Source organism: Rhizobium sp. BK112 (genome assembly GCF_014193215.1).
GTDB classification, from domain to species: domain Bacteria; phylum Pseudomonadota; class Alphaproteobacteria; order Rhizobiales; family Rhizobiaceae; genus Rhizobium; species Rhizobium anhuiense.
In genome coordinates this window covers 553,603-575,730 of record NZ_JACHYZ010000003.1, presented here as the reverse complement: position 1 = coordinate 575,730, position 22,128 = coordinate 553,603, and the positions used below count along the sequence as shown (strand labels likewise).

Sequence of the window (22,128 nt, the reverse complement as noted above, 5' to 3'; positions counted from 1 at the left end):
CGAACTATTTACGTGTTACGGACTTGATAAGCCTGCAGGTTTGATCAAGATCAGGCTGAGGCGCCTTGGCGAAAGCGCTTCAACGAGGGAGGCGTTTTCATGGCTACAACATCGCATTACGGACCGTCATCGTCGTCGCTGGAACGCGACGCGCGGCGCATTCACGACGACAAACCGGTTTCGCCGGGCAGCATCGCCGTCGGCGTGGTGATCGGCCGCATGTCGGAATTCTTCGATTTCTTCGTCTACGGCCTCGCCTCGGTGCTGGTTTTTCCACAGCTGATCTTCCCCTTCGCGCCGGACAGGCTGACGGGAACGCTCTATTCCTTCGCCATCTTCTCGCTCGCCTTCCTGGCCCGCCCCGTCGGCTCCGTCGTCTTCATGACGATCGACCGGCTATACGGCCGCGGCACCAAGCTGACGATCGCGCTTTTCCTGCTCGGCGGCTCCACCGCCTCGATCGCCTTCCTGCCGGGTTACCAGGAGATCGGCGTCTGGTCGATCGCGCTGCTGGCGCTCTTCCGTCTCGGCCAGGGCTTCGCGCTCGGCGGCGCCTGGGACGGCCTTGCCTCGCTGCTCGCGCTCAACGCGCCGGCCAAGCATCGCGGCTGGTATGCGATGATCCCGCAGCTCGGCGCACCGATCGGCTTTGCGCTGGCAAGCACCCTGTTCGGTTATTTCGTCGCCAATCTTTCCAGTGAGGATTTTCTCTCCTGGGGCTGGCGTTATCCCTTCTTCGTCGCCTTCGCGATCAACGTCGTGGCGCTGTTTGCGCGGTTGCGCCTCGTGATGACGAAGGAATTCGGCACGCTGCTCGAGCAGCATGAGCTGGAAGCAGCACCCATCCTCGACGTGCTGCGCGTTCATGGCCGCGACATCCTGATCGGCGCCTTCGTGCCGCTCGCAAGCTTCGCCATGTTCCACCTCGTCACCATCTTCCCGCTCGGCTGGATGAGCCTTTACGGCAACCAGCCGATCGGTGCCTTCATGGTGGTGCAGGTGGTCGGCGCCATGGTCGGCATCGTCACCATCATCGCGTCGGGCCTGATCGCCGACCGCATCGGGCGACGCGCCCAGCTTGCCATCTGCGCCGTCATCATCGCCATCTTCAGCTTCGTCGGGCCGATTTTGATCGCATCCGGCAACAGCGGCCACGACGCTTTCGTCATCATCGGCTTCGGCGTGCTCGGCCTGTCCTTCGGCCAGGCGACGGGCTCGATCTCGTCGCGCTTCGGCCGCGGCTACCGCTACACGGGTGCCGCCTTCACCTCGGATCTCGCCTGGCTGGTCGGCGCCGGTTTTGCGCCGCTGGTGGCGCTCAGCCTCTCCAGCCGCTTCGGCCTGACCTTCGTCGGCTACTACCTGCTGTCCGGCGCCATCTGCACGCTGGCGGCACTCGCCTTCAGCAGGGCGCTGGAACAGCGCGAATAGGCGGACTTAAATGCATGGGCTTGCATGGGAAACCATGCAGGCTTTCTTTTTCGGACTGCGCAATTCCAATTATTAAATGCATTGCAATCGAAACGCTGAATGCGTCTTACTGCGCCATCTGCGGCTGCTTTGCCGCCCGCGCCGCGGTCAGTTCCGCCGTGGTGTGGTTCAGGCGGTCGGCCAGCACCCGCATGATCTCAACCGCCATCTCGGGGAAATCGCTGAGCAGTTTCAGGAAGTGCTCCTTGCTGATGCGCAACACCTCGAGTGGCGAGGTGGCGCGCACCGTTGCCGTGCGCGAGACGTCGCAGAGGATGGCGATTTCGCCGACGATGGAATTGAGCTCGACGTCGGCGACCTTGATCTCGCCGGCCGGTGAGGAGACGATGATGTCGGCGGTACCCGAAAGAATGACATAAGCGGCGTCGCCGACATCGCCCTGATGGAAGAGGTTTTGCCCGGCTTTGTAGGTCATGCGATCGGAGGTGAAGGCCAAAAGCTTGAGCTTTGCTGGTGCGATCCTGGAAAAGATCGGCACCCGTCGCAGCATTTCGACTTCGTCTCTCAACAGCATGAGCGTTTTTACCCCCTAACGCAGGGTCCGCGGGACCAGGCGTCTTCAAACTCCGAGGCGTCCCGCCGGGAACGCCCATTATCGCCGCCCCTATAGAATATTACGATAACAGTTCCTTGAACATCCCGTTTTTCTCGGAAAGTTCGGGATAGTTTCCGGCTTCGGCCAATCCGCCGCGGTCGAAGAGCAGGATCCGGTCGAACATCTCCGCCAGCCGGGCATTGGAGAGCACCCAGATGATCGCCGGCCGTTGGCCTTCCTCGTGCAGATCCTCGATGATGTTACGGGTGATCCGATCCTGAACGCGCTGGTCGAGCGCCGAGAGCGGCCGGTTGAAGATGAAATAGTCCGAGCGCTTCAGGAGCGCGCGGGCAAGGTTCAGCTTCTGCCGCTGCACCATGGTCAGCCGCTTGCCGCCGGAGCCGACGTCGAATTCGAGGCCGATCGACAGCACGTCGTCGTAAAGGTCGAGCGCGTCGAAGAGTTCGCCCATGATGCCGCGGATGCGGTCGGAGGCATCGGCCTGCTGATAGGCGATGCGGCCGAAGAGCACATTGTCCATCAGGCTTGCCGACGGGGTGAAACGTTCGGCGTCGTAGCGCTCGATCAACTCGGCGAGATCGGCCGGTATATGCTCGTGGAACTGCTTGCGGGCGCTGACGATCTTGTCCATCAGCTCGTCCGTCAACAGGCCGAAGCGGTGGCGCGGCTCGATATAGGCAAAGCTCAGCCGGATGATGGCCGACCGTTCCTCAGGCGTTGCGTCCTCGAAGCGGCGGCTTTGCAGCTTCTGCAGCAGCGCCTGATAGGTCGGAATGTCGTCCGCCGTCATGAAGGTCAGTTGCTGGAAGAAGGGGTGGTCCGGCGGCAGGTCGTGGAAGAGTTCCACTGCGTTCTCGGCGATTTCGAGGCCCATGGCGTAGAGATCGGTGCTGAGGCCGGTCTCGCGGAACAACTGTTGGAAGTAAGGATGGGCGGCAAGCCGGCGATTGGTCATCAAAGGCCGCTTCATCGTGCCGAAGAGCAGGTTCTCGCCAACCGTCGCCTGAGCGTTATAGGCGTCGAAATCGAAAGGCACGACGATCGTGTCGAGCCCTTCGTCGCGCAGCCGGTCCCGCAGCGAGGCGCGTAGCGCCACGACGTGGTCGCTGACGGCGACATGCACGTCGGTGTTGACGGTCGAACGCAGCGCTAGATCGAGGATGTCCTGCGAGATCAGGACGGCGTCTAGCACCGGGCGGATCGCTTTCAGCAGGTCCTCGGGCCCGCTGGCCCCGGCTGCCTTGTAGTCCACCCAGTCGCTGTTGAGGTCGAGCGTCGGATTGCCGGCCTTCACCGCCTCGGCGGAATGCCATTTATACTCCAGCGCTTCCCTCTCGTCATAGACGGGATCGGTCATCGGCGCGTGCTTGAGGCCGTAGAGCAGATTGCTGGCGAGCGTGCCGTGGAAGAAGAAGGTGTCGGCCGAGGCATAGGAGATCCGCCGGCCGGTGATCGATTCCGGCAGGTCCAGCAAATCGCGGCCGTCGATGGTGATGCGGCCGGAATCCGGCCAGACCATGCGTCCGAGCGCCTCGGCGAAGGCTTCCGCGCCACTGCCGTTCGGGCCGACGATCGCCACCGTTTCGTTCGGTTTGATCTCGACGGAGACGTGATCGACGAGGCGGGCGCCGCTGTCGTCGGAGAGCGACAGATTGGTGACGACGAGCGCGCTCGTCAGTGCCCCGACCGGGGTGGTCGCGAGTTCCTGGATGCGGCTGTCGATCAGCGGCTCGACATTGAACTGCTCATAGACCTGCTGGTATTTCACCTGCACGTCCTGGCGCATCTGGTCCCAGTCGATCAGTTCTTTCAGCGGGCCGGGCAGGTCCTTGTAGGCCGATATGACGGCGACGAGCTGGCCGATGTCGAGCCGGCCCTGCAGCGCCAGGTAGCCACCGATCGCGTAGAACAGGAAGGGCGTCACCTGGGCGAGGAAGTTGTTGATGAACTTCACCAGGAACTTCCACTGGTAAAGGTCGTAGCGGATCGAGAAGATCCGGCCGAGCCGCGAGGCGATGTCGGCGCGTTCGAGGTTTGATGTGTCGTTGCCGTGGATCGTGCCGATGCCCTCGACGATTTCGCCGACGCGGCCGGAAAGCTCGCGTGCCGTCAGCTGCCGCTGGCGGCCGAGCTCCAGCAGACGCTTGCGCATGCGGGGAATGACGACGGCCTGCACGCCGACGATGCCGGCGGCGATCATGCCGAGCCAGAAATTCTGGACGATGATGAAGGCGAGCGCCGTGATCGCCTGGCCGCCGAGAAGGGCAGGCGAGACGAAGGCATCGCCGGTGAAGCCGCCCATCGGCTCCACTTCATCCTTGATCATCGTAGCGATTTCGGCCGATTTGACTCGCTTGAAGTGAATGGGCGGAAAACGCAGCACCCGGTCGATCAGCTCGAAGCGGATACGGCGCAGCATGCGCTCGCCGAGCCGGCCCTTATAGGTGTTGATGTAGAACTTGAAGAGGCCGTTCAGCACGACCAGCGCCAGAAACACCAGGCTGAGGGCCATCAGCATCTGGAAGCGGTTGAGCTGCAACCCTTGAAAGAATTCGACATGGCCGATCAGCGGAATGTCGTAGGCAATGTGCATGAAGGTCTGCTTTGCCCCGGGACCTTCGAAACCGTCACCCTGGATCGGTCCGTTGACGATCTGCTTCGGCAGGTCGAAGGACAGGAAGTAGGGCACCATCGAGGCGGCGACGACAGCCAGAATCCACAGCTGCTGCAGCCGCGTGTTCTTCCAGATGTAGCGGGCGAGGCTTTTTTCCATGGCTAACCGTCAGCTTGCTGGGACATTCCGGGGGCGCGATCCGGGCGCCGGGACAGGGAGGAAGCTTGAGAACAGGACCATGCAGCCGGACCGCCGATATCGCAATGAAAACAAGGCGAAGCGACCGGCTGCAGAAACGCCGATTCTCGCCGGAACTTTGCTTATATCACAGGAATTTTGGATTAGGCGAGCGATTCGGCAATCAGTGAGCGAATGATGCCGGCCGTCTTCTCCGCCCCGGCGAGATCGAGCAATACCGACCGCCGTCGCGGCGCTGCAAGCGCCTTTTCGACAGCCTCCTTCAGATGGCCCGACGTCAGTCCCTTTTCCGGCAGGATATCGGCAAGATCAAGCGCCTGCAGCCGTTCGGCGCGCACCGTCTGTTCGGTCTCGCCGTCGGCGACGAAGGGGATGAGGATCGCCCGGCATTGGGTGCGCAGGAGATCGCCGACCGTGTTGTAGCCCGCTTGCGAGATCGACACCTTCGCGCCGCGCAGCAGCGAGGGAAAATCCCTGCGGAAGCGCACCAGCGTCACATTCGCGGGCGCGTCCCGCGACAGCGCGGCGAAATCGGCCTCCGGCAGGTTCGGGCCTGATATCAGCAGCCAGCGAAGATCATCGGGCAGCATCGCTGCCGCCTGTTTTGCCGCGCCGATCAGTTCGGCGCCGACCGCGCCGCCGCCCGCCGATGCGATGATGTCGAAGGTCTCGATCGGTTCCGGCGCCGGCGGAGGTGCGACGAGGCCGGTGTAACGCAGCCTGTCGGCGATCTCGGGTGTCAGCGGGAAGGTGTCCTCAAGCCTGACGAAGCCGGGATCGCCATGGACGAGCACGGCATCGAAATGCTCTTTGACCAGTGCGACGGTCTCGGCGTCGCGGCCGGCCTTGCGGTTTTCCTGCAGGATGTCGCGCACCGAGCTTACAAGTTTCGGCCGGGGTTCGGCCTTTTCGATCGCGGCAAGCAGCGGCAGCAGTTCGAAGCGCATCTGCCGCCGGCCGAAGGGGAAGGCTTCGATGATCACGACATCGGGCCTTGCGGCATGAAAGGCCTCGAGCAGCCGCTCGCGGCGGGCATTGAGGAACTCCTCGCCGGCCGGCCGGCCATCGGCATCGGCGAGGCCGGAGAAGCCAGCATTGCTGGCGACGACCGCCGGCAAGGCGACGGTCTTGATGCCCTCGGCGGGAAAACCCGGCACCGGCAGGCCGCCGGTCACGACGGTCACGTCGAAGCCGTCCTTGACCAGCGCATTGGCGATACGGCTGGCGCGGGCGATGTGGCCGATGCCGAGCAGGTGCTGGACGTAGAAGAAGATGCGTGGTGCCGTCATGAGGCCTTCTGCCATTCGGCCTCGAACAGGCCGGTGAGCTGTCTGATGCTGCAGTGATAGTCGAAATGCTGACGCACCTGGCGTTCGGCCGCATCGCCGAGCCGCTTGCGCAGCGCCGGGTCGCGGATCGCCGCTTCCAGCGCTTCGGCGAGCTTCGCCGGATCCTCGGGCGGCACGACGAGGCCGTTTTCACCGTCCTTCAAAAGCTCCGGCACGCCGGATACGTCGGTCGAGAGGCAGACGAGCCGCTGGCTCGAGGCTTCCACAAGCACGTTCGGCAGGCCGTCGCGGTCGCCGTTGGCGGCGATGCGGCAGGCCAGCGCGAAGAGGTCGGCGCGGCGGTAATGGTCGAGCACCTCTTCCTGCGCCAAGGCGCCTTTCCAGACGATGCGACCGGAGATGCCGAGTTCGGTGGCCAGGACTTTCAGTTTTGCGAGCTCCTCGCCGCCGCCGATATGGTCCATGCGCCAGTGCAGGTCAGCGGGCAGCAGGGCCAGGGCCTGCAGCAGTACGTCATAACCCTTCTTCTCGACGGCGCGGCCGACGCTGAGGATGAAGGCCGGATCGTCGGGATCGCTGCCGGTGCGGTCCGACCGTTCGCCGGCAAAATGGCCGAAGCGGGCAAGATCGAGACCGTGATAACTCAGATGCACCGCATCCTTTCGGTCGGTCAATTCCCGCATGTGTTCGTAGCCCGTCCTGGTGCAGGTGACCGCCCAGCGGGCGCTGCCGAGTTTTTCGTGCAGTTCCCAGTCCGGCGACGTCCAGATGTCCTTGGCGTGCGCCGAACAGGTCCAGGGCGTACCCGTCAGGATGCTCGCATATTCCGTCACCGAGGCCGGCGTGTGGATGAAATGCGCATGCAGCCATTCGCCGCCATCCGGCCATTCGCGTCCCAGCACCAGCGCCTGGCCGAGACGGCGGAAGCGGTTGCGGGAGATGTCGCGCTTGAGATCGGCGAGGAAGCGTTTGATCAGCGCCTTGAAGCCGGGTTTGGAGAAGCCGGCGATCAGGCCCTTCAGCACGCGGATCGGCTCCTCGTGCAGATATTCCGGCAGATAGACGACGCGCGCCCTGATCTCGTCATGCACGGGATGACGCTTCCTGTCGGTCGGCCGGCGCATGGAAATCAGCGTGAGGTCGAAGCCGGCCTTTTCGAGGCCGAGCAACTCCTGGGCGATGAAGGTTTCCGAAAGGCGGGGATAGCCTTTCAGTACGACGAGGATCTTGCGGCGTGGTGGCAAGGCTGTGCCCTATTCCGCGCCGACGAGGGAAAGATGGCTGCCGCGGCCGTCGATCCAGCGGGCGACGGTCTGCGAGATGTGGTCCAGCCCTTCGAGACGCATATTGCCGCCGCTCTTCGAAGGCGGCTGGCGGGAGGGCAGGCGCTTCAGCGCCTCGGCCATGATGATCGGGTCGACCGACTGGTCCGGCAGCAGCATGTCGACGAGGCCGAGTTCACTGGCGCGCTTGGCGCGCAGGAGCTGTTCCTCGCGCGGCTTGACGCGCGGCACGATGAGCGCTGGCTTGTCGAAGGAGAGGATCTCGCAATAGGTGTTGTACCCGCCCATGGCGACGACACCGGTGGCGCCGTCGATCAGCTCTTCCATGTGATTGTCGAACTCGATCACCTCGATATAGGGGATGGCTTCCCCCTTCTGCACCAGCTTGGCGCGCTCGGCCGCCGGCATATAGGGCCCGAGCACGACGAGCGCCTTCTGCGTCAGCGTCGGATCGGCCTCGTAGGCGTTCATGACGTCGTGGACGAGATCGGAGCCGTCGCCGCCGCCGCCTGTGGTGACGAGGAGGTAATTATCCTTGCGGGCATTGATCGAGGTCTTGCCCTTGGAGACGCTGCGCTGCAGGAAGCCGACGAAATCCATCTTCCGGCGCAGGCTCGCCGGCACGTCGAGGCCGATCAGCGGATCGTAAAAGTCAGGCGGGCCATAGACCCAGACGCTGTCGTAATATTGGTCGATCTTCTGCATGATGCTGTTCTTCTTCCACTCGGCCTCGAGCAGATGCGGCGCATCCATGATCTCGCGCAGGCCGAGCACCAGGACGGTGCCGCGGGCCTTGAGATAGGCGAGCGTATCCTCGACCTCGCCCTTCAGCCCCATCGGCTCCTTGTCGACGATGAAGATATCGGGCTGGAAAGTCTCGGCGGTGTGGCGGATGCTCGATTCGCGCATCTTCAGCGTCTCGTGCAGGTCGATATGGCTGGCGAGCGACGTATATTCGCCGTTGCGCAGCTTGATGACGCTCGGGATCTTCACGAAGTCGACGCGGGCGCGGTAGTCGAAGGCGCCGGCGATCGTGGCACCCGAAATGATCAGAATGTTGAGGCCGCGATAATCCTCGACCAGAGCATGGGCAATGGCGCGACAGCGGCGCAGATGGCCGAGACCGAATGTGTCGTGGCTGTACATGAGGATGCGCGCATCTTCGAGACGTCTGGACATGGGCATCCCTTCTGGGGTGAGCAACATACTTAGCACCCCCACCGTCCGGAGGCCGCAAGGCGGGGGCGGCGCCGTGAGGCGCCGCCGAGCTTTCTGCTATTTGTAGGGATCTGCCGCATCACGCAAGCCGTCTCCCAGAAAGTTGAACGCCAAAATGACAAGAACAACAGGAATGATCGGATAGAGCAGCCAAGGATAAAAGGCGATGACGCTGACGCTTTTTGCTTCGGTGAGCAAAATGCCCCAGCTGGTGATCGGCGGACGAAGGCCGAGGCCGAGGAAGGAGAGCGCGGTTTCGCCGAGGATCATGCCGGGGATCGAAATTGTCGCCGAGGCGATGAGATGCGACATGAAACCCGGCACCAGATGCCGGCCGATGATGCGCGGCGTGCTGGCGCCCATCAGCTGTGCGGCCTGCACGTAATCCTCTTCGCGCAGCGCCAGCAGTTTGGAGCGCACGGCGCGCGCTAGCCCGGTCCAGTCGATGATGCCGAGGATCACCGTGATGCCGAAATAGATGACGATCGGGCTCCACGTCACCGGCATGATGGCGGCTAGCGCCATCCACAGCGGCAGGCTTGGCAGCGACTGCAGCACTTCGATCAGGCGCTGGACGATGAGATCGAAAACGCCGCCCCTATAACCGGCAAGCCCGCCGATGACGATGCCGAGCACGAAGCTGATCGAAATGCCGATCAGGCCGATCGTCAGCGATATCCGCGCTCCGTAGAGGATGCGCGAGAGCACATCGCGGCCGAGCCGGTCGGTGCCGAGCAGGAACATCTGGCCACCGATCGCCGGGCAGACGAGGTGATAGTCGGAGGCGACGACGCCCCAGAACTTGTAGCCATCGCCGCGGCAGAAGAAACGGATCGGCTGCACGTCGTTCGGCCTGTCGGCATAGACGCGATGCAGCGTGTCGATATCGAGCGTCATGCTGCGGCCATAGACGAAGGGCCCGACGAAGCTGCCCTTGTCGAAGAAGTGGATGGTCTGCGGCGGCGCATGGATGAAATCGACGTTGCGCGTGTGCAGGCCGTAGGGCGCCAGGAACTCGACGATCAGGATCATCAGGTAGATGACGGCGAGAAAGATGCCGGAAATCAAGGCCAGCCTGTGCTGCTTGAACTTCCACCACATCAGCTTTTTCTGCGAGGCGAGATGGATGCGCGATTGCGCCGCCGTCATAGTTTCGGTCGCGTGCGGATCGAAGGGCGCGGTCGAGACGTAGTGCGGCAGCGGTGCGCCGGGTGCGGGAAGGGGCGACATTATTTGGTGCTCCTGCCTTGCAGACGGATGCGGGGATCGAGGAAGCCGAGCGCGATGTCGGAGATCAGCACGCCGATGACGTTGAGGAAGGCCAGGAACATCAGGAAGGAGCCGGCGAGATACATGTCCTGGCTCTGCAGCGCCTTGATGAGCATCGGCCCGGTCGTCTCCAGCGACAGCACGATGGCGACGATTTCGGCGCCGGAGATGATCGACGGCAGGATCGAGCCGATATCGGCGACGAAAAAGTTGAGCGCCATGCGCAGCGGATATTTGACCAGCGCTTTGAGCGGCGGCAGGCCCTTGGCGCGGGCGGTGACGACATACTGCTTCTGCATCTCGTCAAGCAGGTTGGCGCGCAGCCGCCGGATCATGCCGGCCGTTCCCGCCGTGCCGACGATGATGACCGGGATCCAGAGGTGAGAGAGGATCGATCGTGCCTTCTCCCAGCTCATCGGCGCCGAGATATATTGCTGGTCCATCAGATGGCCGATCGAGACGCCGAACCAGATATTGGCGAAATACATCAGGATCAGCGCCAGCATGAAATTCGGAATGGCGATGCCCATCAGGCCGAGGAAGGTCAGCCCGTAATCGCCCCAGCTGTACTGATGCGTGGCCGAATAGATGCCGATCGGAAAGGCGATCAGCCAGGTGAGCAGGATCGTCGTGAAGGAGACGAGGATCGTCAGCCAGAGCCGCTCGCCGACCACGTCGGAGACCGGCAGCTGGTATTCGAAGGAGTAGCCGAAATCGCCGTGCAGCATGCCGCCGACCCAGTAGAAATAGCGCACGATTTCCGGCTTGTCGAAACCGTATTGCTGGCGCATCTCCTCGATTTCCTGGAGATTGGCGGTCTCGCCGGAAGCGCGCAGCTCGGCGATCTGGCTCTCGAAGAAGTCGCCGGGCGGCAGCTCGATGATGGTGAAAACCAGCGCCGAAATGACGAAGAGCGTCGGCACCATGGCGGCGATGCGCCAGAGAATGTATCTGAGCACGCCTCAGGCCTCCTTGTACCAGAATGCATCCGGCATGTAGACGCCGAGATAGGAGGTGGGATCGAAGCCGTAGAGCGCTCTCGCCGGCAGGTTCTGCAGCTTGGCGGCACGAAGGATCGGCTGCGGCGTGCTGTTGATGAGGCCGATCGAGAACACCTGCTGCGTATAGAGCGACAGCATCTTGTGCCAGATCACCTGACGCTCCTCGAATTTCGGCGCCGCCCCCCATTGGCTGAGCAGGTCGACCAGTTCGGCTGCCTCCGGCAGGTCGGGTGCGACGCCCTCCTGGCCGGCCGAGAGGTAATGCATGCCCCAGAGCGGCCATTGCAGCTGATCGTCGAGCGTCGGCGCAAGTCCCGCGGGCGACATGTCGGCCGTCGGCACGCCATTGTCGAGGCCGTACCAGATCGACATCATGATCGAGCCGCTCATGGCGCGGTTACGGAAGACGTCGCGCTGCGAGGTGCGGGTATAGAGCGCCAGGCCGATATTGGCCCAGTGGTCGTGCACCAGTTCCAGCACGTCGGTGTCGAGATTGCTTTCGCCGGCGGTCTCGACGGTGATCTCGGCGCGCCGCCCGTCCGGCAGCAGCCGGATGCCGTCGTCGCCACGCTTGCTCAGGCCGAGTTCGTCGAGCAGGCGGTTGGCCTCGTCGGCATCGAATTTCACATAGGCATCGGCATATTCCTGCTTGAAGAGCGGGCTGTCGGGCAGGACGGTATCGGCGCTCGGGGTACCGAGACCGTAGAAGGCGACCATGTTGATCTCGTGCCGGTTGATCGCCAGCGACAGCGCCCGGCGCAGGCGCACGTCACGGAAGAGACCGCGCCACACCTCGTCGGCGCAGTTGAGGTTCGGCAACAGCGTGATGCGCGAGCCGCGCGCCAGCTTCCACAGATCGACCTTCACCGGGAAGCGCTTCTCGGCCTCCTTCAGGAAGGTGTAGTCGTTGAAATCGATGCCGGTCGCCTGCAGGTCGGCTTCGCCGGCTCCGGCCTTGGCGGCGATGATCGACGAGGAGGAGACGTTGAGGATGAAACGGTCGAGATAGGGAAGCTGCCTGCCGGTCTCGTCGACGCGGTGGAAGAACGGGTTGCGCTCGAAGACGAACTGCTCGGCCGGCAGCGCCGTCGTATTGCGCCAGGGATCGAGCGTCGGCAGGTTCGGATTTTCCGGACGGTAGGAGCGCGCCATCTTGATGTGCAGATCCTGCCATTTCTTGACGCGATAGGTCTTCATCAGCTCGTCCAGCTTCGCCTGGTCCGGCTGGAATTTCTTGTGGAATTGCTTGAGATAATGACCGGGGCCGCAGATGACGAGCGGCAGCGGCCCTGCCAGCGTCGGCAGGAACATCGGGTTGGGTTTTTCCCAGGTGTAGCGCACGGTCAGCGGATCGAGCACCTCGAAGCGCGGCAGGCTGCCGTGCGGGCGAAGCTCCAGAGCGCCGCCGCCCGGGGTCAGCTTGTCGTTCAGGATGACGTCTTCCCACCAGTAGCGGAAATCGTCGGCCGTGAACGGCTGGCCGTCGGACCATTTATGGCCTTCGCGCAGCGTGAAGGTGAAGACTGTGTCCTCCTCGGACTGGAAGGCGGCGAGGATGTCCGGCTGGAACTGCAGGTGCTTGTCGTAGCCGACGAGGCGGGCATAGCCGTAGATCGTCATGAAGCGGATGTCGCGCTGGCTGCCGATGATGGTGCGCACCGTGCCGCCGTAGCTGCCGGGTTGAAGCCCCATCTCCTTCAGATTGACGATGCGCGGGCGGGCAGGAATGCGCTCTGCCATCGGCGGCAGGCTGCCGGCTGCGAGCCGCTCCTTCAGGAATTCCGGCTCGCCGGCCTGTTCGGCCCGAAGCACCGCGGGCGCGATCGCCGCACCGACGAGGCCGCCGAGAAACGTGCGACGCGTTACCATCAGCGCAACTCCTTGGCATCGGCGCCCTTGCGGGCGCGCACCAGATGGCCGTCGCCGAGATCGGCATAGGCAAGTTCGGAAGCGTCGTCATGCTCGGCGGTGAAGGTCTTGCCCCAGTTCTGCTTGTCGGCGGCGCCGTTTTCCCGGAGCGCCTTGAAATCGAGCGGCCGGTCGAGATCGGGGAAGGGGACGGCGGCGAGCAGCGATTTCGTATAGGGGTGCACCGGATCGCGCAGGATGATCTCGCGCGGCGCGATCTCGACGATGCGACCCTTGCACATCACCGCAATGCGGTCGGCCATGTAATCGACGACGGCGAGATTGTGCGAGATGAAGAGATAGGTCAGCCCCAGCTCCTTCTGCAAATCCTTCAACAGGTTGAGGATCTGCGCTTGCACGGAGACGTCGAGGGCCGAGACCGGCTCGTCGAGGATGACGAGCTTCGGGCCGAGCGCGAGAGCGCGCGCGATACCGATGCGCTGGCGCTGGCCGCCCGAGAAACTGTGCGGATAACGGCTGAGATAACGCTTGTCGAGGCCGATGGCCGCCATCAGCCCTTCGACCTTGCGCTTGCGCTCGGCGCTGTCGCCGCGGTCGTGGATCTCGAGGGGTTCGCTCAAGATGTTGCGCACCGTCATGCGCGGCGAGAGCGAGGAGACCGGATCCTGGAACACCATCTGGATCTTGGTGCGCATGTCCTGCAGTTCGGCGCCCTTGACGGAGAGGACGTCGACGACCTCCTTGCCGTCGTTGAACACCACCGCGCCGCCGTCCGGCGTGATGGCGCGCATCAGGATCTTGCTAAGCGTCGTCTTGCCGCAGCCGGATTCCCCGACGAGGCCCAGACATTCGCCGCGGCGAATGTCGAAGCTGACGTCGTCGACGGCGCGCAAGACGGTGGCTTCGTGCTTGCCGAAGAAACTGCGCTTGCGTGTCTTGTAGGTTTTCGAGAGGTTGGCGACGGAAAGCAGGATGCCCGGCGCCTCTGCCTGGAGCGGCTTCTTCTTGCCGACGAGGGCTTCGAGATTGACCGTCACATCGCGCAGCGCTTTCAGCCGCTCGCCGGGTTTCATATCGAAATGCGGAACGGCGGCCATCAGGCCCTTGAGATAGGGATGCTGCGGATTGCGGAAGATATCCTCGACCGGCCCGGCCTCCATGATCTCGCCATGATAGATGACGACCACCTCGTCGGCCATGTTGGCGACGATGCCGAGATCATGGGTGATGAGCAGCATCGCCATGCCGAGCTTGGCCTGCAGCTCGCGCAGCAATTCGAGGATCTGCGCCTGGATCGTCACGTCGAGCGCCGTCGTCGGCTCGTCGGCGATCAAGAGCGCCGGCTTGCAGATCAGCGCCATGGCGATCATCGCGCGCTGGCGCATGCCGCCGGACAGTTCGAACGGATACATGTCGTAGGTGCGATGCGGATTGGTAAAACCGACCAGGCCGAGCATCTCCTCGGTCTTCTCGCGCGCTTCCTGCTTGTCGACCTCGGTATGGATCAGCAGCACCTCGCTGATCTGGTTGCCGATCGTATGCAGCGGCGAGAGCGAGGTCATCGGCTCCTGGAAGATCGTCGCCATGCGCCGGCCGCGCAGATCGCGCATTTCCTCGCTGTCGCGTGGAAAGGAAAGGATATCGGTCGTGCTGCCGTCGAGCGGATCGGTGAACAGGATACGGCCGGAGGCCTTCGCCGGATTGGGCAGGATGCCCATGATCGACTGGCTGATCACCGATTTACCGGAGCCGGATTCACCGACGAGAGCGGTGACCTTGCCCGGAAGGATGCGAAGATTGGCTTCCTTTACGACACGGAGTCGGTCGCCGAAAACCGAGAAGGAGACGTCGAGATTTTCAATACGCAACAAATCGGCCGCAGACGCCATACCAATGAAATTCCCCAGTCTTCTGTGTTCCCGTTAAGGCACACTATCGTACCGCAAACGGGGTGTCTAGCAGATGACAATCACAGGAAAACTGCCGCGTCCCGCCAAAGTTCCCTGAGGCGAAACAAGCAGATTCATGGCGGGGTCTTGGCGTTTTACTGGATGAATTTCTCCATGCTGGTGCGCTTGACCTGTTTCTTGGCGTCGCGATGCAGGAGAATGACCTGCTCGGCCTCGGAAAGTCCGTTCTGCACGGCCTCGCGGAAGCTTTCGTCGACATTGATTTCAGGGGCGGGCGCGCGCGGCTGCAGCACCGTCACTTTCTGGCGGATGCCGCGCAGCTTCTCTTCGCCGAGCGTCGTCCATTCGCCGCCGCAATAACCGGCGAACGCCTGGCTGGCGACGACCTCGCGGCCGTATTTCTTGGTCAGGATCTGCAAACGCTGAACCTCGTTGACCGCCGAGCCGAAGGCGGAGAAGGTCAGGCGGTCCTTGAGGCCAACATTGCCGAACATGACGTTGCCGACATGCAGGCCGATGCCGTAGCCGACTCTGGTCAGGCCTTTCTGTTCGCGGTCCCGGTTGAGTTCGGCGACCCGCGCCTGCGCCTGATGGACGGCCGAAAGGGCTGCTTCGCAGGCAATTTTCGATGGGTCCTTGTGGCGCCCGCAGGGATAGACGGCGAGGAAGCCGTCGCCAAGGAAGCTCAGGATTTCGCCGCCATTGCGGTTGAAGGGGGCGGCTATGGCATCGAAGAACTGGTTCAGCGTGTCGATATAGGCCTGCCGGCCTTCCTTTTCGGCGTACATGGTGGATTCGCGCATGTCGCCCATGACTAGGGCTGCGCGGATCGTCTCACCGTCGCCGCGACGGATCTGGCCGTTCAGCACCCGTTTGCCGGCGTCGCCGCCGAGATAGGTGGTCAGCATGTTGTTGGCGAGCTTGCCGAGCACCGCCATCTTGGCGGCAACCGCCAGATGGTTCTGCATCCTGAGCAGCGCATCGATCATGTCGTCGGAAAAGCCGGTATTATGGTCCGTCGACCAGGAGCCCATCATGCCCTGCACCGAGCCGTCGCCGAAGGGCTGCACGAAGGCCAGGTAATCGGTGATGAGGTCCTTGCGCAGGTCCTCGAAAATGGGAAATTCGTTCGGCCCATCCTGCATCAGCCGGCGGCGGATGTGCTGCAGATTGTTGTCTAGCAGGTAATAATAAGGGCTCTGCAGGAAGCGGTCCGGCTTTTGCCCGGCGGGCATGCGGAAGCCCTCGATGGTCACGCCGCTGGCGCGCCGCCAGGTGAAGCTCAGCGCATCGTAGAGCGGATGCAGCATCGAGAAGGAAAGATGCACGCGCGCAAGCGGCAGGCCCGCAGCGGTGAGCCTTTCGCAGAAACCGCGCACGATGTTTTCAAGCTCGTCTCCGGCCAGCGATGAGTTCGTCAGCCATTCAGCGACCCGGTCCAACAAGATGGAGGACACGCTGGATTCGATCGTGCTCATTCTCGGTATGATCCTCATAAAGCACGCCATCCCCAAGAGCCAAAAGTCCCTCGGCCGGCACATTTTCATGCGCAGGTCACAGGGAAATCAGGATGTACGAGCGGTATTATTGTGTCAACGATCTGCCGAAGCGCGGCAGCAGCGCCCCTCAGCTCCCCATGCCGGGGATCGGACGGGTAGTCCTTTCCAGGTGGTTCATTATCAAAAGTCAAAATAGGGATGCTGCAAATGCGAAACAATGGGATCTGGAATTTTTTGTGCGCTCAAGTTGCAGCGAAGGGGCTGGGCGAGTCATTTCGGCCACACCCTGCTCCGACGGTGAGTAACGGCAGCGGGGTGAGGGAGGTAGCCATGGGGGCAAAACGGACAGCAGCATCGCCAGCGATAATAGGAAGATCCACGTCCGGGTTTAATTTGCCCTGATCATGCATTAGATCAGCGTCTTGAATTTCCCGTTTGAAAGATCCCGCCTTGGCCATCTCCCCCTTCGATATGCTTTTGCAGAAGATCGAAACCCGTACCGCCCGCGCCGGCATTATCGGGCTCGGTTATGTCGGCCTGCCGCTGGCGATCGCGGTGGCGCGCAGCGGCTTTGCCGTCACCGGCTTCGACATCGATCCCGGCAAGATGGTGGCGCTCGATGCCCGCCGCTCCTATATCGACGCGGTGAGCGACGAGGCGCTGTCCGCCGAGATCGATGCGGACCGATTCAAGGCGACGACCGATTTCGCTGGCCTTGTCGATTGCGACGTCATCATCATCTGCGTGCCGACGCCGCTGACGAAGCATCGCGATCCCGACCTCTCCTTCGTCGAGGCGACGTCTCGCTCGATCGCCGCGCATCTGCGCCCCGGTCAGCTCGTCGTGCTGGAATCGACCACCTATCCCGGCACGACCGATGACGTGGTGAAGGTCATTCTCGAAAGGGACGGCCTGAAATCCGGCTCGGACTTCTTCGTCGGCTTCTCGCCGGAGCGCGAGGATCCCGGCAATCAGCATTATCATACCGCCACCATCCCGAAGGTCGTCGCCGGCGACGGGGCCGAGGCGCTGGCGCTGATGAAGGCCTTCTACGGTGCGGCGGTGTCGACCGTCGTTCCGGTCTCCTCGAATGCGACGGCCGAGGCCGTGAAGCTCACCGAGAACATCTTCCGGTCGGTCAACATCGCCCTCGTCAACGAGCTGAAGACCGTCTATGCGGCCATGGGCATCGACGTCTGGGAAGTGATCGACGCGGCCAAGACCAAGCCCTTCGGCTATATGCCCTTCTATCCCGGCCCCGGCCTTGGCGGCCATTGCATCCCGATCGACCCCTTCTATCTCACCTGGAAATCGCGCGAATACGAGCTGCCGACCCGCTTCATCGAGCTGGCCGGCGAGATCAATTCGGCAATGCCGCGTTATGTCGTCGGCAAGCTTGCTGAAGCGCTCGACATCCGCGCCGGCAAGGCGCTGAGCCGCAGCCGGGTGCTGGTGCTCGGGCTCGCCTACAAGAAGAACGTCGCCGATATAAGAGAGAGCCCGTCGCTGCGGCTGATCGAGATCATCGAGGAGCGCGGCGGACGGGCGGATTACCACGATCCCTTCGTCGCCGAGATCCCGCCAACGCGCGAATACCAGGCGCTGAAGGGCCGCAGATCGGTGGCGCTGACGCCTGATGCCATCGCCGGCTACGATGCGGTGCTGGTCGCGACCGACCACGACCAAGTGGATTATGCGGCGCTGTCGAAAAGCGCGGCGCTGATCGTCGACACGCGCAACGTCTTCAACCGGCTCGGCCTCTCGGCCGGTCATGTGATCAAGGCGTGACGGAAATGCTTGAAAAAGACTTGCCGGTCATCTGGCTTGCGGCCACGGCATAACCGCCCGCCGCCCCGTCGATGAAATGCACATGGTCGCGTGAAATCGGCGTCGGCACGAAGCAGGTCATCAGCGCCGACGTCTGCCGATGCAGACCGTAGCGGGCAATGCCCTTGGCGCGTGCCCCGTCCAGCAGCGTCTCGATCCGTTTCAGATGTTCGGCATCGACGTCGACCGTCATCTTCAGCCCGTCGTCGAACTTGCGGAAATCGGAATTGCCGGCGACGTCGCGTTTGTAGCGGCGGGCGTCGAATCTGCCGAGCGGAATTCCGAGCCTGTAGAACACGACCGTGATCGCGAGCTGCAGGAAGATGATGAGTTTCTGCCGCAGTCGCCGGCCTGCCGGCGCGGTGGCCTTGGCTTCGCGATTGATGCCGTGCAGCGAGAAGGCAAGGTTGGGGCCATCCGCCGGCACCGGATGGCTGTCCCGGTTCTGCTCGGTGGTAATGGCGACGATGCCGTTGACGAGATCGCGGAATTCTTCGCCCGGCCGGCCTTCGCCGGGAATCGCGATGATCGAGACGATCTCACCGTTGCGTGCGTCGATCGGGCTCCAGCGACAGGAGAGGCCGGTGAGATCCGGGCGCGTTCCCGCAGCTGCCCGCTCAACGCCGTAACGGCCGAGCTTCATCTGTCTTTCGGCCCAGCTGGTGCCGCCGCCCCAGAACATCGCGTAGGTCACGTAAGGACTTGCGGCGTAACGCGCGACGCGGACGTCGAGGCCCTCGGCGCGAGTGTCGGCGACCGGCACAATGGCGATGCGCAGCATCAGGTTCAGATCTTCCTCAACCCAGACCTGCACGGCGGCAAGTGCATCGCGCGCCGCCTTCTCCAGCGAACCGGGCAGCGCGATCAGCGCGCCGTCGCCGCCGAAGACGAAGGGATAATCGCCCTTGCCGACGCCATTCAAGACCGCCGAAATGACGCTGGCGCCCGCCATGTTGACGTCCTTGTAACGGCCGCTGGCGATCGCCTGCGTCGAGCCGACGATGTCGGCCAGCGCCAGCACCCATCCGTCCGGCAGCGGCCGGTAGTTGGCGGCGTCGGTCACGCCCTCGAATTCGCTGAAGAGCGGCACTTCGGCAAAGAAATCTTCATCGGTCACTGTTTTCATATCATCGAGCTTAGCACAGACCCATGTTGCCACTGCAACGCCATTTCCCATATACGGCAATCGACTTGGCGCGGTTTCATGTGTTAGCACGCCCACACGATTTTCATGACGGATACGGATTAGATGAGCCGCCTCGACAGCTTCATTCGCCGGTTGACGGCTCAACGCGACATTCTGAACTCGATCGTCGATCTGGTCGGGGAAATCGAAGGCCCGGTGCTGGAGTTCGGCCTCGGCAACGGCCGCACCTATGATCACCTGCGCGAAAACTTCCCCGGCCGGCGCATCGTCGCCTTCGATTGGGAGGTGCGCTCCTATTCGGCCTCGACACCGGAGGCCGAAGACATGGTGACCGGCAACATCCGCGAATCCGGCCAGGCCTTTGTCGGCATCGGCGCAGCCCTTGCCCATGCCGATATCGGCACCGGCCACGACGAGATCGACGCCGTGACGCTGACCTGGCTGCCGCAACTGATGGCCGGCGTGCTCGCCCAAAACGGCATCGCCGTCAGCGGCCTGCCGCTGGAGCATCCCGAGCTGGTGGCGCTGCCGCTGCCGGAGGGGATCAAGGAAGGGCGGTATTTTCTCTATCGCAGGACATGATCTCCGCTCATGAAGCGCAGGAATAGCCTGCGGCCTGGCGCGCAGTGAGTTTTGCCTCGAAGTCGGTAGCGATTTCGTCCAGCGTCACGCTGCCCAGCCGCTGCAGGAGCAGGGACTGGGCTTCCTTCATCGCGTCGCCGAGGGCGATATTCACGGCCTGTTCCACCAGGCATTGCGGCTGATCGTCGGCTGGGCCGATGGCGAAGAGATGCGGCTCACCGATGGCGCGGTAGACGTCGAGCAGGGTGATTTCCGATAAGGGACGCACCAGCGTCCAGCCGCCGCCATGGCCCTTTTCGGAGCGGACGTAGCCCTGTTCGCGAAGGCCGGCCATAGTGCGGCGCACGACCACCGGATTGGTGTTCAGCATTTTGGCAATCATTTCGGAGGTCGCCGAGTGCTGGTGCCTATCCATGTGGATCAGCACGTGCAGCATGCGTGAAAGGCGGCTGTCATTGCGCATGGTTTTCTTCCTGTCGGTCGGACGGGGCATTATGACAAATCAATCGTAACAAGACAAGTGACGTGATACTTGACCGCGCCTCTTCATGTAACTTATGATGATCCATGATCGGTAGAGCCAAAGGAGAGTTTCATGTCCTACGAAGTCATCGTCATCGGCGGAAATTTTGCCGGCCTGTCGGCAGCCATGCAGCTTGCCAGGGCGCGGCGGCGCGTGCTGCTCGTCGACGCCGGCGCGCCGCGCAACCGGTTTTCTGAAGCATCGCATGGTTTCCTCGGCCAGGACGGCCAGACGCCGGCAGCGATCATGCGGGAGGGAAAACGGCAGCTTTCACTCTATGCGACCATCACCATCCGCGACGGGAAAGTCGTCCGGGCACAGAGGGATGGTGACGCATTCATCGTCGGCACCGAAGACAGCGGCGAAGAACGAGCTGCGCGCATCGTGCTCGCAACCGGCGTCAGCGACACGCTGCCCGAGATCTCCGGACTGCGGGATCGGTGGGGCCGCTCCGCGCTGCACTGCCCCTATTGCCACGGTTATGAGGTCAGCGGCGGCAAGCTCGGCGTTCTCGCAAACCATCCGCATTCGGCCCATTCGGCCATGATGATTCCCGACTGGGGAGCAACGACCTTTTTCACCCAGGCGCTCTTTGAACCCGACGAAGAGCAACTGGTGCGGCTGACTGCCCGGGGTGTCCGGATCGAACGCAGCCCTATCGTGGAATTGTTGGGCGACAATCCGAAGCTTGAGGCGGTTCGCCTCGCCGATGGCCGCGTCGTGCCGCTGGACGCCCTGTTCGTCGCGCCGAAAACGACGATGGCGAGCCCTGTTGCCGAACAGCTCGACTGCGCCTTCGACGACGGCCCGTTTGGGCCGATCATCCGGATCGCCGATAACAAGGAAACCACCGTCAAGGGTGTCTTTGCCGCCGGCGATGCGGCAAGCGCCATGCACAACGCCACCCTCGCCTCCGCCTCAGGCGTGCTCGCCGGCGTGCACTGCCATCAATCGCTGGTCATGCAGTCGGTCGCGTAAGGCAGAAACAGCACGCAGGGTGGAATTTCCCCCAGCAGATCAAGGACCTTCGTCCACCTCGTAATCCTTGCGGTGAAAATCTCAACGCGTTAATCATTGCTTTTAAAATAAGGAGCGGATGCAACCCACTTAGTGCAATTTCTACGTTTGAATTGTAGCTGTTTTCATCTGAATGACTATCAAGCAAGACGATGGTGAGACAGTGGATCACCGTGCTTGCACCAAGCAGAAATGGGGGCATTTCAATGGGTTTTACTGAAGCTGTTCGGACTGTTCTGAAGCAGAAATACGCAACCTTTTCCGGCAGGGCTTCTCGGTCGGAATATTGGTGGTTCGTGCTGTTTTATGTGTTGGCGCTGTTCCCTATTGCAATTCTGGCGGGTATCCTCGCCATCCTTTTCAGTGGGGGCTTGGGCGCCGCGTCACCGGCTTCATTTGCCGTGGTCGCCTGGTTGTTGTTTACGCTTGCAATCCTTTTGTCGGTGATATCCCTGCAGGTGCGCCGGTTCCATGACCGCAACATTTCCGGTTGGTGGTATCTTGCGCTGGTTGTCCTGAGCTTTGTTCCCTATGCCGCTCTGGTCACAGTCCCGGCGATCATTGTTATTTCCGTGCTTCCGGGCACGGAAGGTCCGAACAAGTTCGGGACGGATCCGCTGCGTCCGGAACGAAGCGCAGAGGTCTTTGCCTAGAGCATGACCATCCGCAACAGCGGGAGCAAAGGGCAATGAACGGGAGAATGCCGCTTCGTCATCGCCCCATTGGACGGAGTGCGATTGAGCAGGCGGGTTCGTTTGGCAGTGTCGGAACGACTTGCTATCCCTTCTCCCCAACGGGGAGAAGGTGGCCCGCAGGGTCGGATGAGGGGGCCGCA

17 protein-coding genes are annotated in these 22,128 nt (G+C 62.6%); 5 read left to right on the top strand and 12 right to left on the bottom strand.

Going from position 1 to position 22,128, the window contains the following annotated elements:
* Window positions 1-99 precede the first annotated feature (99 nt).
* Complete coding sequence (locus FHT75_RS12150) at window positions 100-1,431, top strand: MFS transporter (RefSeq protein WP_047612644.1); 1,332 nt, start codon at window positions 100-102, stop codon at window positions 1,429-1,431.
* A gap of 106 nt (window positions 1,432-1,537) precedes the next feature.
* Here FHT75_RS12150 and FHT75_RS12145 read toward each other — a convergent pair whose 3' ends face one another.
* The 10 genes from FHT75_RS12145 to FHT75_RS12100 form a co-directional block, all read right to left on the bottom strand.
* Window positions 1,538-2,005 (bottom strand): cyclic nucleotide-binding domain-containing protein, encoded by a 468-nt coding sequence (locus tag FHT75_RS12145; RefSeq protein WP_003563501.1) that lies wholly within the window; start codon window positions 2,003-2,005, stop codon window positions 1,538-1,540.
* Window positions 2,006-2,105: 100 nt separating this feature from the next.
* Window positions 2,106-4,820: an ABC transporter ATP-binding protein gene (locus FHT75_RS12140; protein ID WP_047612651.1), complete on the bottom strand. Its 2,715-nt coding sequence runs from the start codon at window positions 4,818-4,820 to the stop codon at window positions 2,106-2,108.
* Between the two features lie 182 nt (window positions 4,821-5,002).
* A complete protein-coding gene (locus FHT75_RS12135) occupies window positions 5,003-6,148 on the bottom strand; it encodes a glycosyltransferase family protein (protein ID WP_047613441.1) in 1,146 nt (381 codons plus the stop codon).
* Window positions 6,145-7,392, bottom strand: coding sequence for a glycosyltransferase (locus FHT75_RS12130; RefSeq protein WP_047612654.1), 1,248 nt, complete (start codon window positions 7,390-7,392; stop codon window positions 6,145-6,147). Before FHT75_RS12130 ends, FHT75_RS12135 begins: the two co-directional genes overlap by 4 nt.
* A 9-nt stretch (window positions 7,393-7,401) precedes the next feature.
* Window positions 7,402-8,610: a glycosyltransferase family protein gene (locus FHT75_RS12125; protein ID WP_028755863.1), complete on the bottom strand. Its 1,209-nt coding sequence runs from the start codon at window positions 8,608-8,610 to the stop codon at window positions 7,402-7,404.
* A 96-nt stretch (window positions 8,611-8,706) separates the two neighbouring features.
* Window positions 8,707-9,879 (bottom strand): ABC transporter permease, encoded by a 1,173-nt coding sequence (locus tag FHT75_RS12120; protein ID WP_028755864.1) that lies wholly within the window; start codon window positions 9,877-9,879, stop codon window positions 8,707-8,709.
* A complete protein-coding gene (locus tag FHT75_RS12115) occupies window positions 9,879-10,877 on the bottom strand; it encodes an ABC transporter permease (protein WP_028755865.1) in 999 nt (332 codons plus the stop codon). The genes FHT75_RS12120 and FHT75_RS12115 overlap by 1 nt, the downstream gene beginning before the upstream one ends.
* A 3-nt stretch (window positions 10,878-10,880) precedes the next feature.
* The gene (locus tag FHT75_RS12110) at window positions 10,881-12,788 is read right to left on the bottom strand and encodes an ABC transporter substrate-binding protein (protein WP_028755866.1); all 1,908 of its coding nucleotides are present in this window, start codon (window positions 12,786-12,788) and stop codon (window positions 10,881-10,883) included.
* Entirely contained in the window at window positions 12,788-14,677 is a 1,890-nt protein-coding gene (locus tag FHT75_RS12105) for an ABC transporter ATP-binding protein (protein ID WP_047612666.1), read from the bottom strand. Before FHT75_RS12105 ends, FHT75_RS12110 begins: the two co-directional genes overlap by 1 nt.
* Before the next feature lie 155 nt (window positions 14,678-14,832).
* On the bottom strand, window positions 14,833-16,176 hold the full coding sequence (locus FHT75_RS12100; protein WP_183844768.1) for an adenylate/guanylate cyclase domain-containing protein: 1,344 nt from the start codon (window positions 16,174-16,176) through the stop codon (window positions 14,833-14,835).
* Between the two features lie 471 nt (window positions 16,177-16,647).
* Between FHT75_RS12100 and FHT75_RS12095 the strand changes: the two genes are divergently transcribed.
* Window positions 16,648-17,985 carry a nucleotide sugar dehydrogenase gene (locus FHT75_RS12095; RefSeq protein WP_168332378.1) on the top strand — a complete coding sequence of 446 codons (1,338 nt, stop codon included), beginning with the start codon at window positions 16,648-16,650 and terminating at the stop codon, window positions 17,983-17,985.
* Here the strand turns inward: FHT75_RS12095 and FHT75_RS12090 are convergent.
* On the bottom strand, window positions 17,975-19,201 hold the full coding sequence (locus FHT75_RS12090; RefSeq protein ID WP_183844769.1) for a DUF3095 domain-containing protein: 1,227 nt from the start codon (window positions 19,199-19,201) through the stop codon (window positions 17,975-17,977). The genes FHT75_RS12095 and FHT75_RS12090 overlap by 11 nt on opposite strands.
* A 72-nt stretch (window positions 19,202-19,273) precedes the next feature.
* Here FHT75_RS12090 and FHT75_RS12085 point away from each other — a divergent pair, with 72 nt between their 5' ends.
* A complete protein-coding gene (locus FHT75_RS12085) occupies window positions 19,274-19,753 on the top strand; it encodes a class I SAM-dependent methyltransferase (protein ID WP_028755871.1) in 480 nt (159 codons plus the stop codon).
* Window positions 19,754-19,760: 7 nt separating this feature from the next.
* Here FHT75_RS12085 and FHT75_RS12080 read toward each other — a convergent pair whose 3' ends face one another.
* The gene (locus FHT75_RS12080; RefSeq protein WP_183844770.1) at window positions 19,761-20,216 is read right to left on the bottom strand and encodes an Rrf2 family transcriptional regulator; all 456 of its coding nucleotides are present in this window, start codon (window positions 20,214-20,216) and stop codon (window positions 19,761-19,763) included.
* A 132-nt stretch (window positions 20,217-20,348) separates the two neighbouring features.
* Here FHT75_RS12080 and FHT75_RS12075 point away from each other — a divergent pair, with 132 nt between their 5' ends.
* On the top strand, window positions 20,349-21,254 hold the full coding sequence (locus tag FHT75_RS12075) for an NAD(P)/FAD-dependent oxidoreductase (protein WP_168332380.1): 906 nt from the start codon (window positions 20,349-20,351) through the stop codon (window positions 21,252-21,254).
* Window positions 21,255-21,499: 245 nt separating this feature from the next.
* The gene (locus FHT75_RS12070; RefSeq protein ID WP_168332381.1) at window positions 21,500-21,946 is read left to right on the top strand and encodes a DUF805 domain-containing protein; all 447 of its coding nucleotides are present in this window, start codon (window positions 21,500-21,502) and stop codon (window positions 21,944-21,946) included.
* The last annotated feature ends 182 nt before the right edge of the window (window positions 21,947-22,128 follow it).

Excerpts from the sequence above, each read along its gene's own strand:
- FHT75_RS12125 (WP_028755863.1), bottom strand. The coding sequence starts at position 8,610 with ATGTCCAGACGTCTCGAAGATGCGCGCATCCTCATGTACAGCCACGAC.
- FHT75_RS12080 (WP_183844770.1), bottom strand. The coding sequence starts at position 20,216 with ATGCGCAATGACAGCCGCCTTTCACGCATGCTGCACGTGCTGATCCAC.
- FHT75_RS12120 (WP_028755864.1), bottom strand. The coding sequence starts at position 9,879 with ATGTCGCCCCTTCCCGCACCCGGCGCACCGCTGCCGCACTACGTCTCG.
- FHT75_RS12090 (WP_183844769.1), bottom strand. The coding sequence starts at position 19,201 with ATGGGAAATGGCGTTGCAGTGGCAACATGGGTCTGTGCTAAGCTCGAT.
- FHT75_RS12140 (WP_047612651.1), bottom strand. The coding sequence starts at position 4,820 with ATGGAAAAAAGCCTCGCCCGCTACATCTGGAAGAACACGCGGCTGCAG.
- FHT75_RS12105 (WP_047612666.1), bottom strand. The coding sequence starts at position 14,677 with ATGGCGTCTGCGGCCGATTTGTTGCGTATTGAAAATCTCGACGTCTCC.
- FHT75_RS12070 (WP_168332381.1), top strand. The coding sequence starts at position 21,500 with ATGGGTTTTACTGAAGCTGTTCGGACTGTTCTGAAGCAGAAATACGCA.
- FHT75_RS12085 (WP_028755871.1), top strand. The coding sequence starts at position 19,274 with ATGAGCCGCCTCGACAGCTTCATTCGCCGGTTGACGGCTCAACGCGAC.
- FHT75_RS12100 (WP_183844768.1), bottom strand. The coding sequence starts at position 16,176 with ATGAGCACGATCGAATCCAGCGTGTCCTCCATCTTGTTGGACCGGGTC.
- FHT75_RS12135 (WP_047613441.1), bottom strand. The coding sequence starts at position 6,148 with ATGACGGCACCACGCATCTTCTTCTACGTCCAGCACCTGCTCGGCATC.
- FHT75_RS12145 (WP_003563501.1), bottom strand. The coding sequence starts at position 2,005 with ATGCTGTTGAGAGACGAAGTCGAAATGCTGCGACGGGTGCCGATCTTT.
- FHT75_RS12075 (WP_168332380.1), top strand. The coding sequence starts at position 20,349 with ATGTCCTACGAAGTCATCGTCATCGGCGGAAATTTTGCCGGCCTGTCG.
- FHT75_RS12150 (WP_047612644.1), top strand. The coding sequence starts at position 100 with ATGGCTACAACATCGCATTACGGACCGTCATCGTCGTCGCTGGAACGC.
- FHT75_RS12110 (WP_028755866.1), bottom strand. The coding sequence starts at position 12,788 with ATGGTAACGCGTCGCACGTTTCTCGGCGGCCTCGTCGGTGCGGCGATC.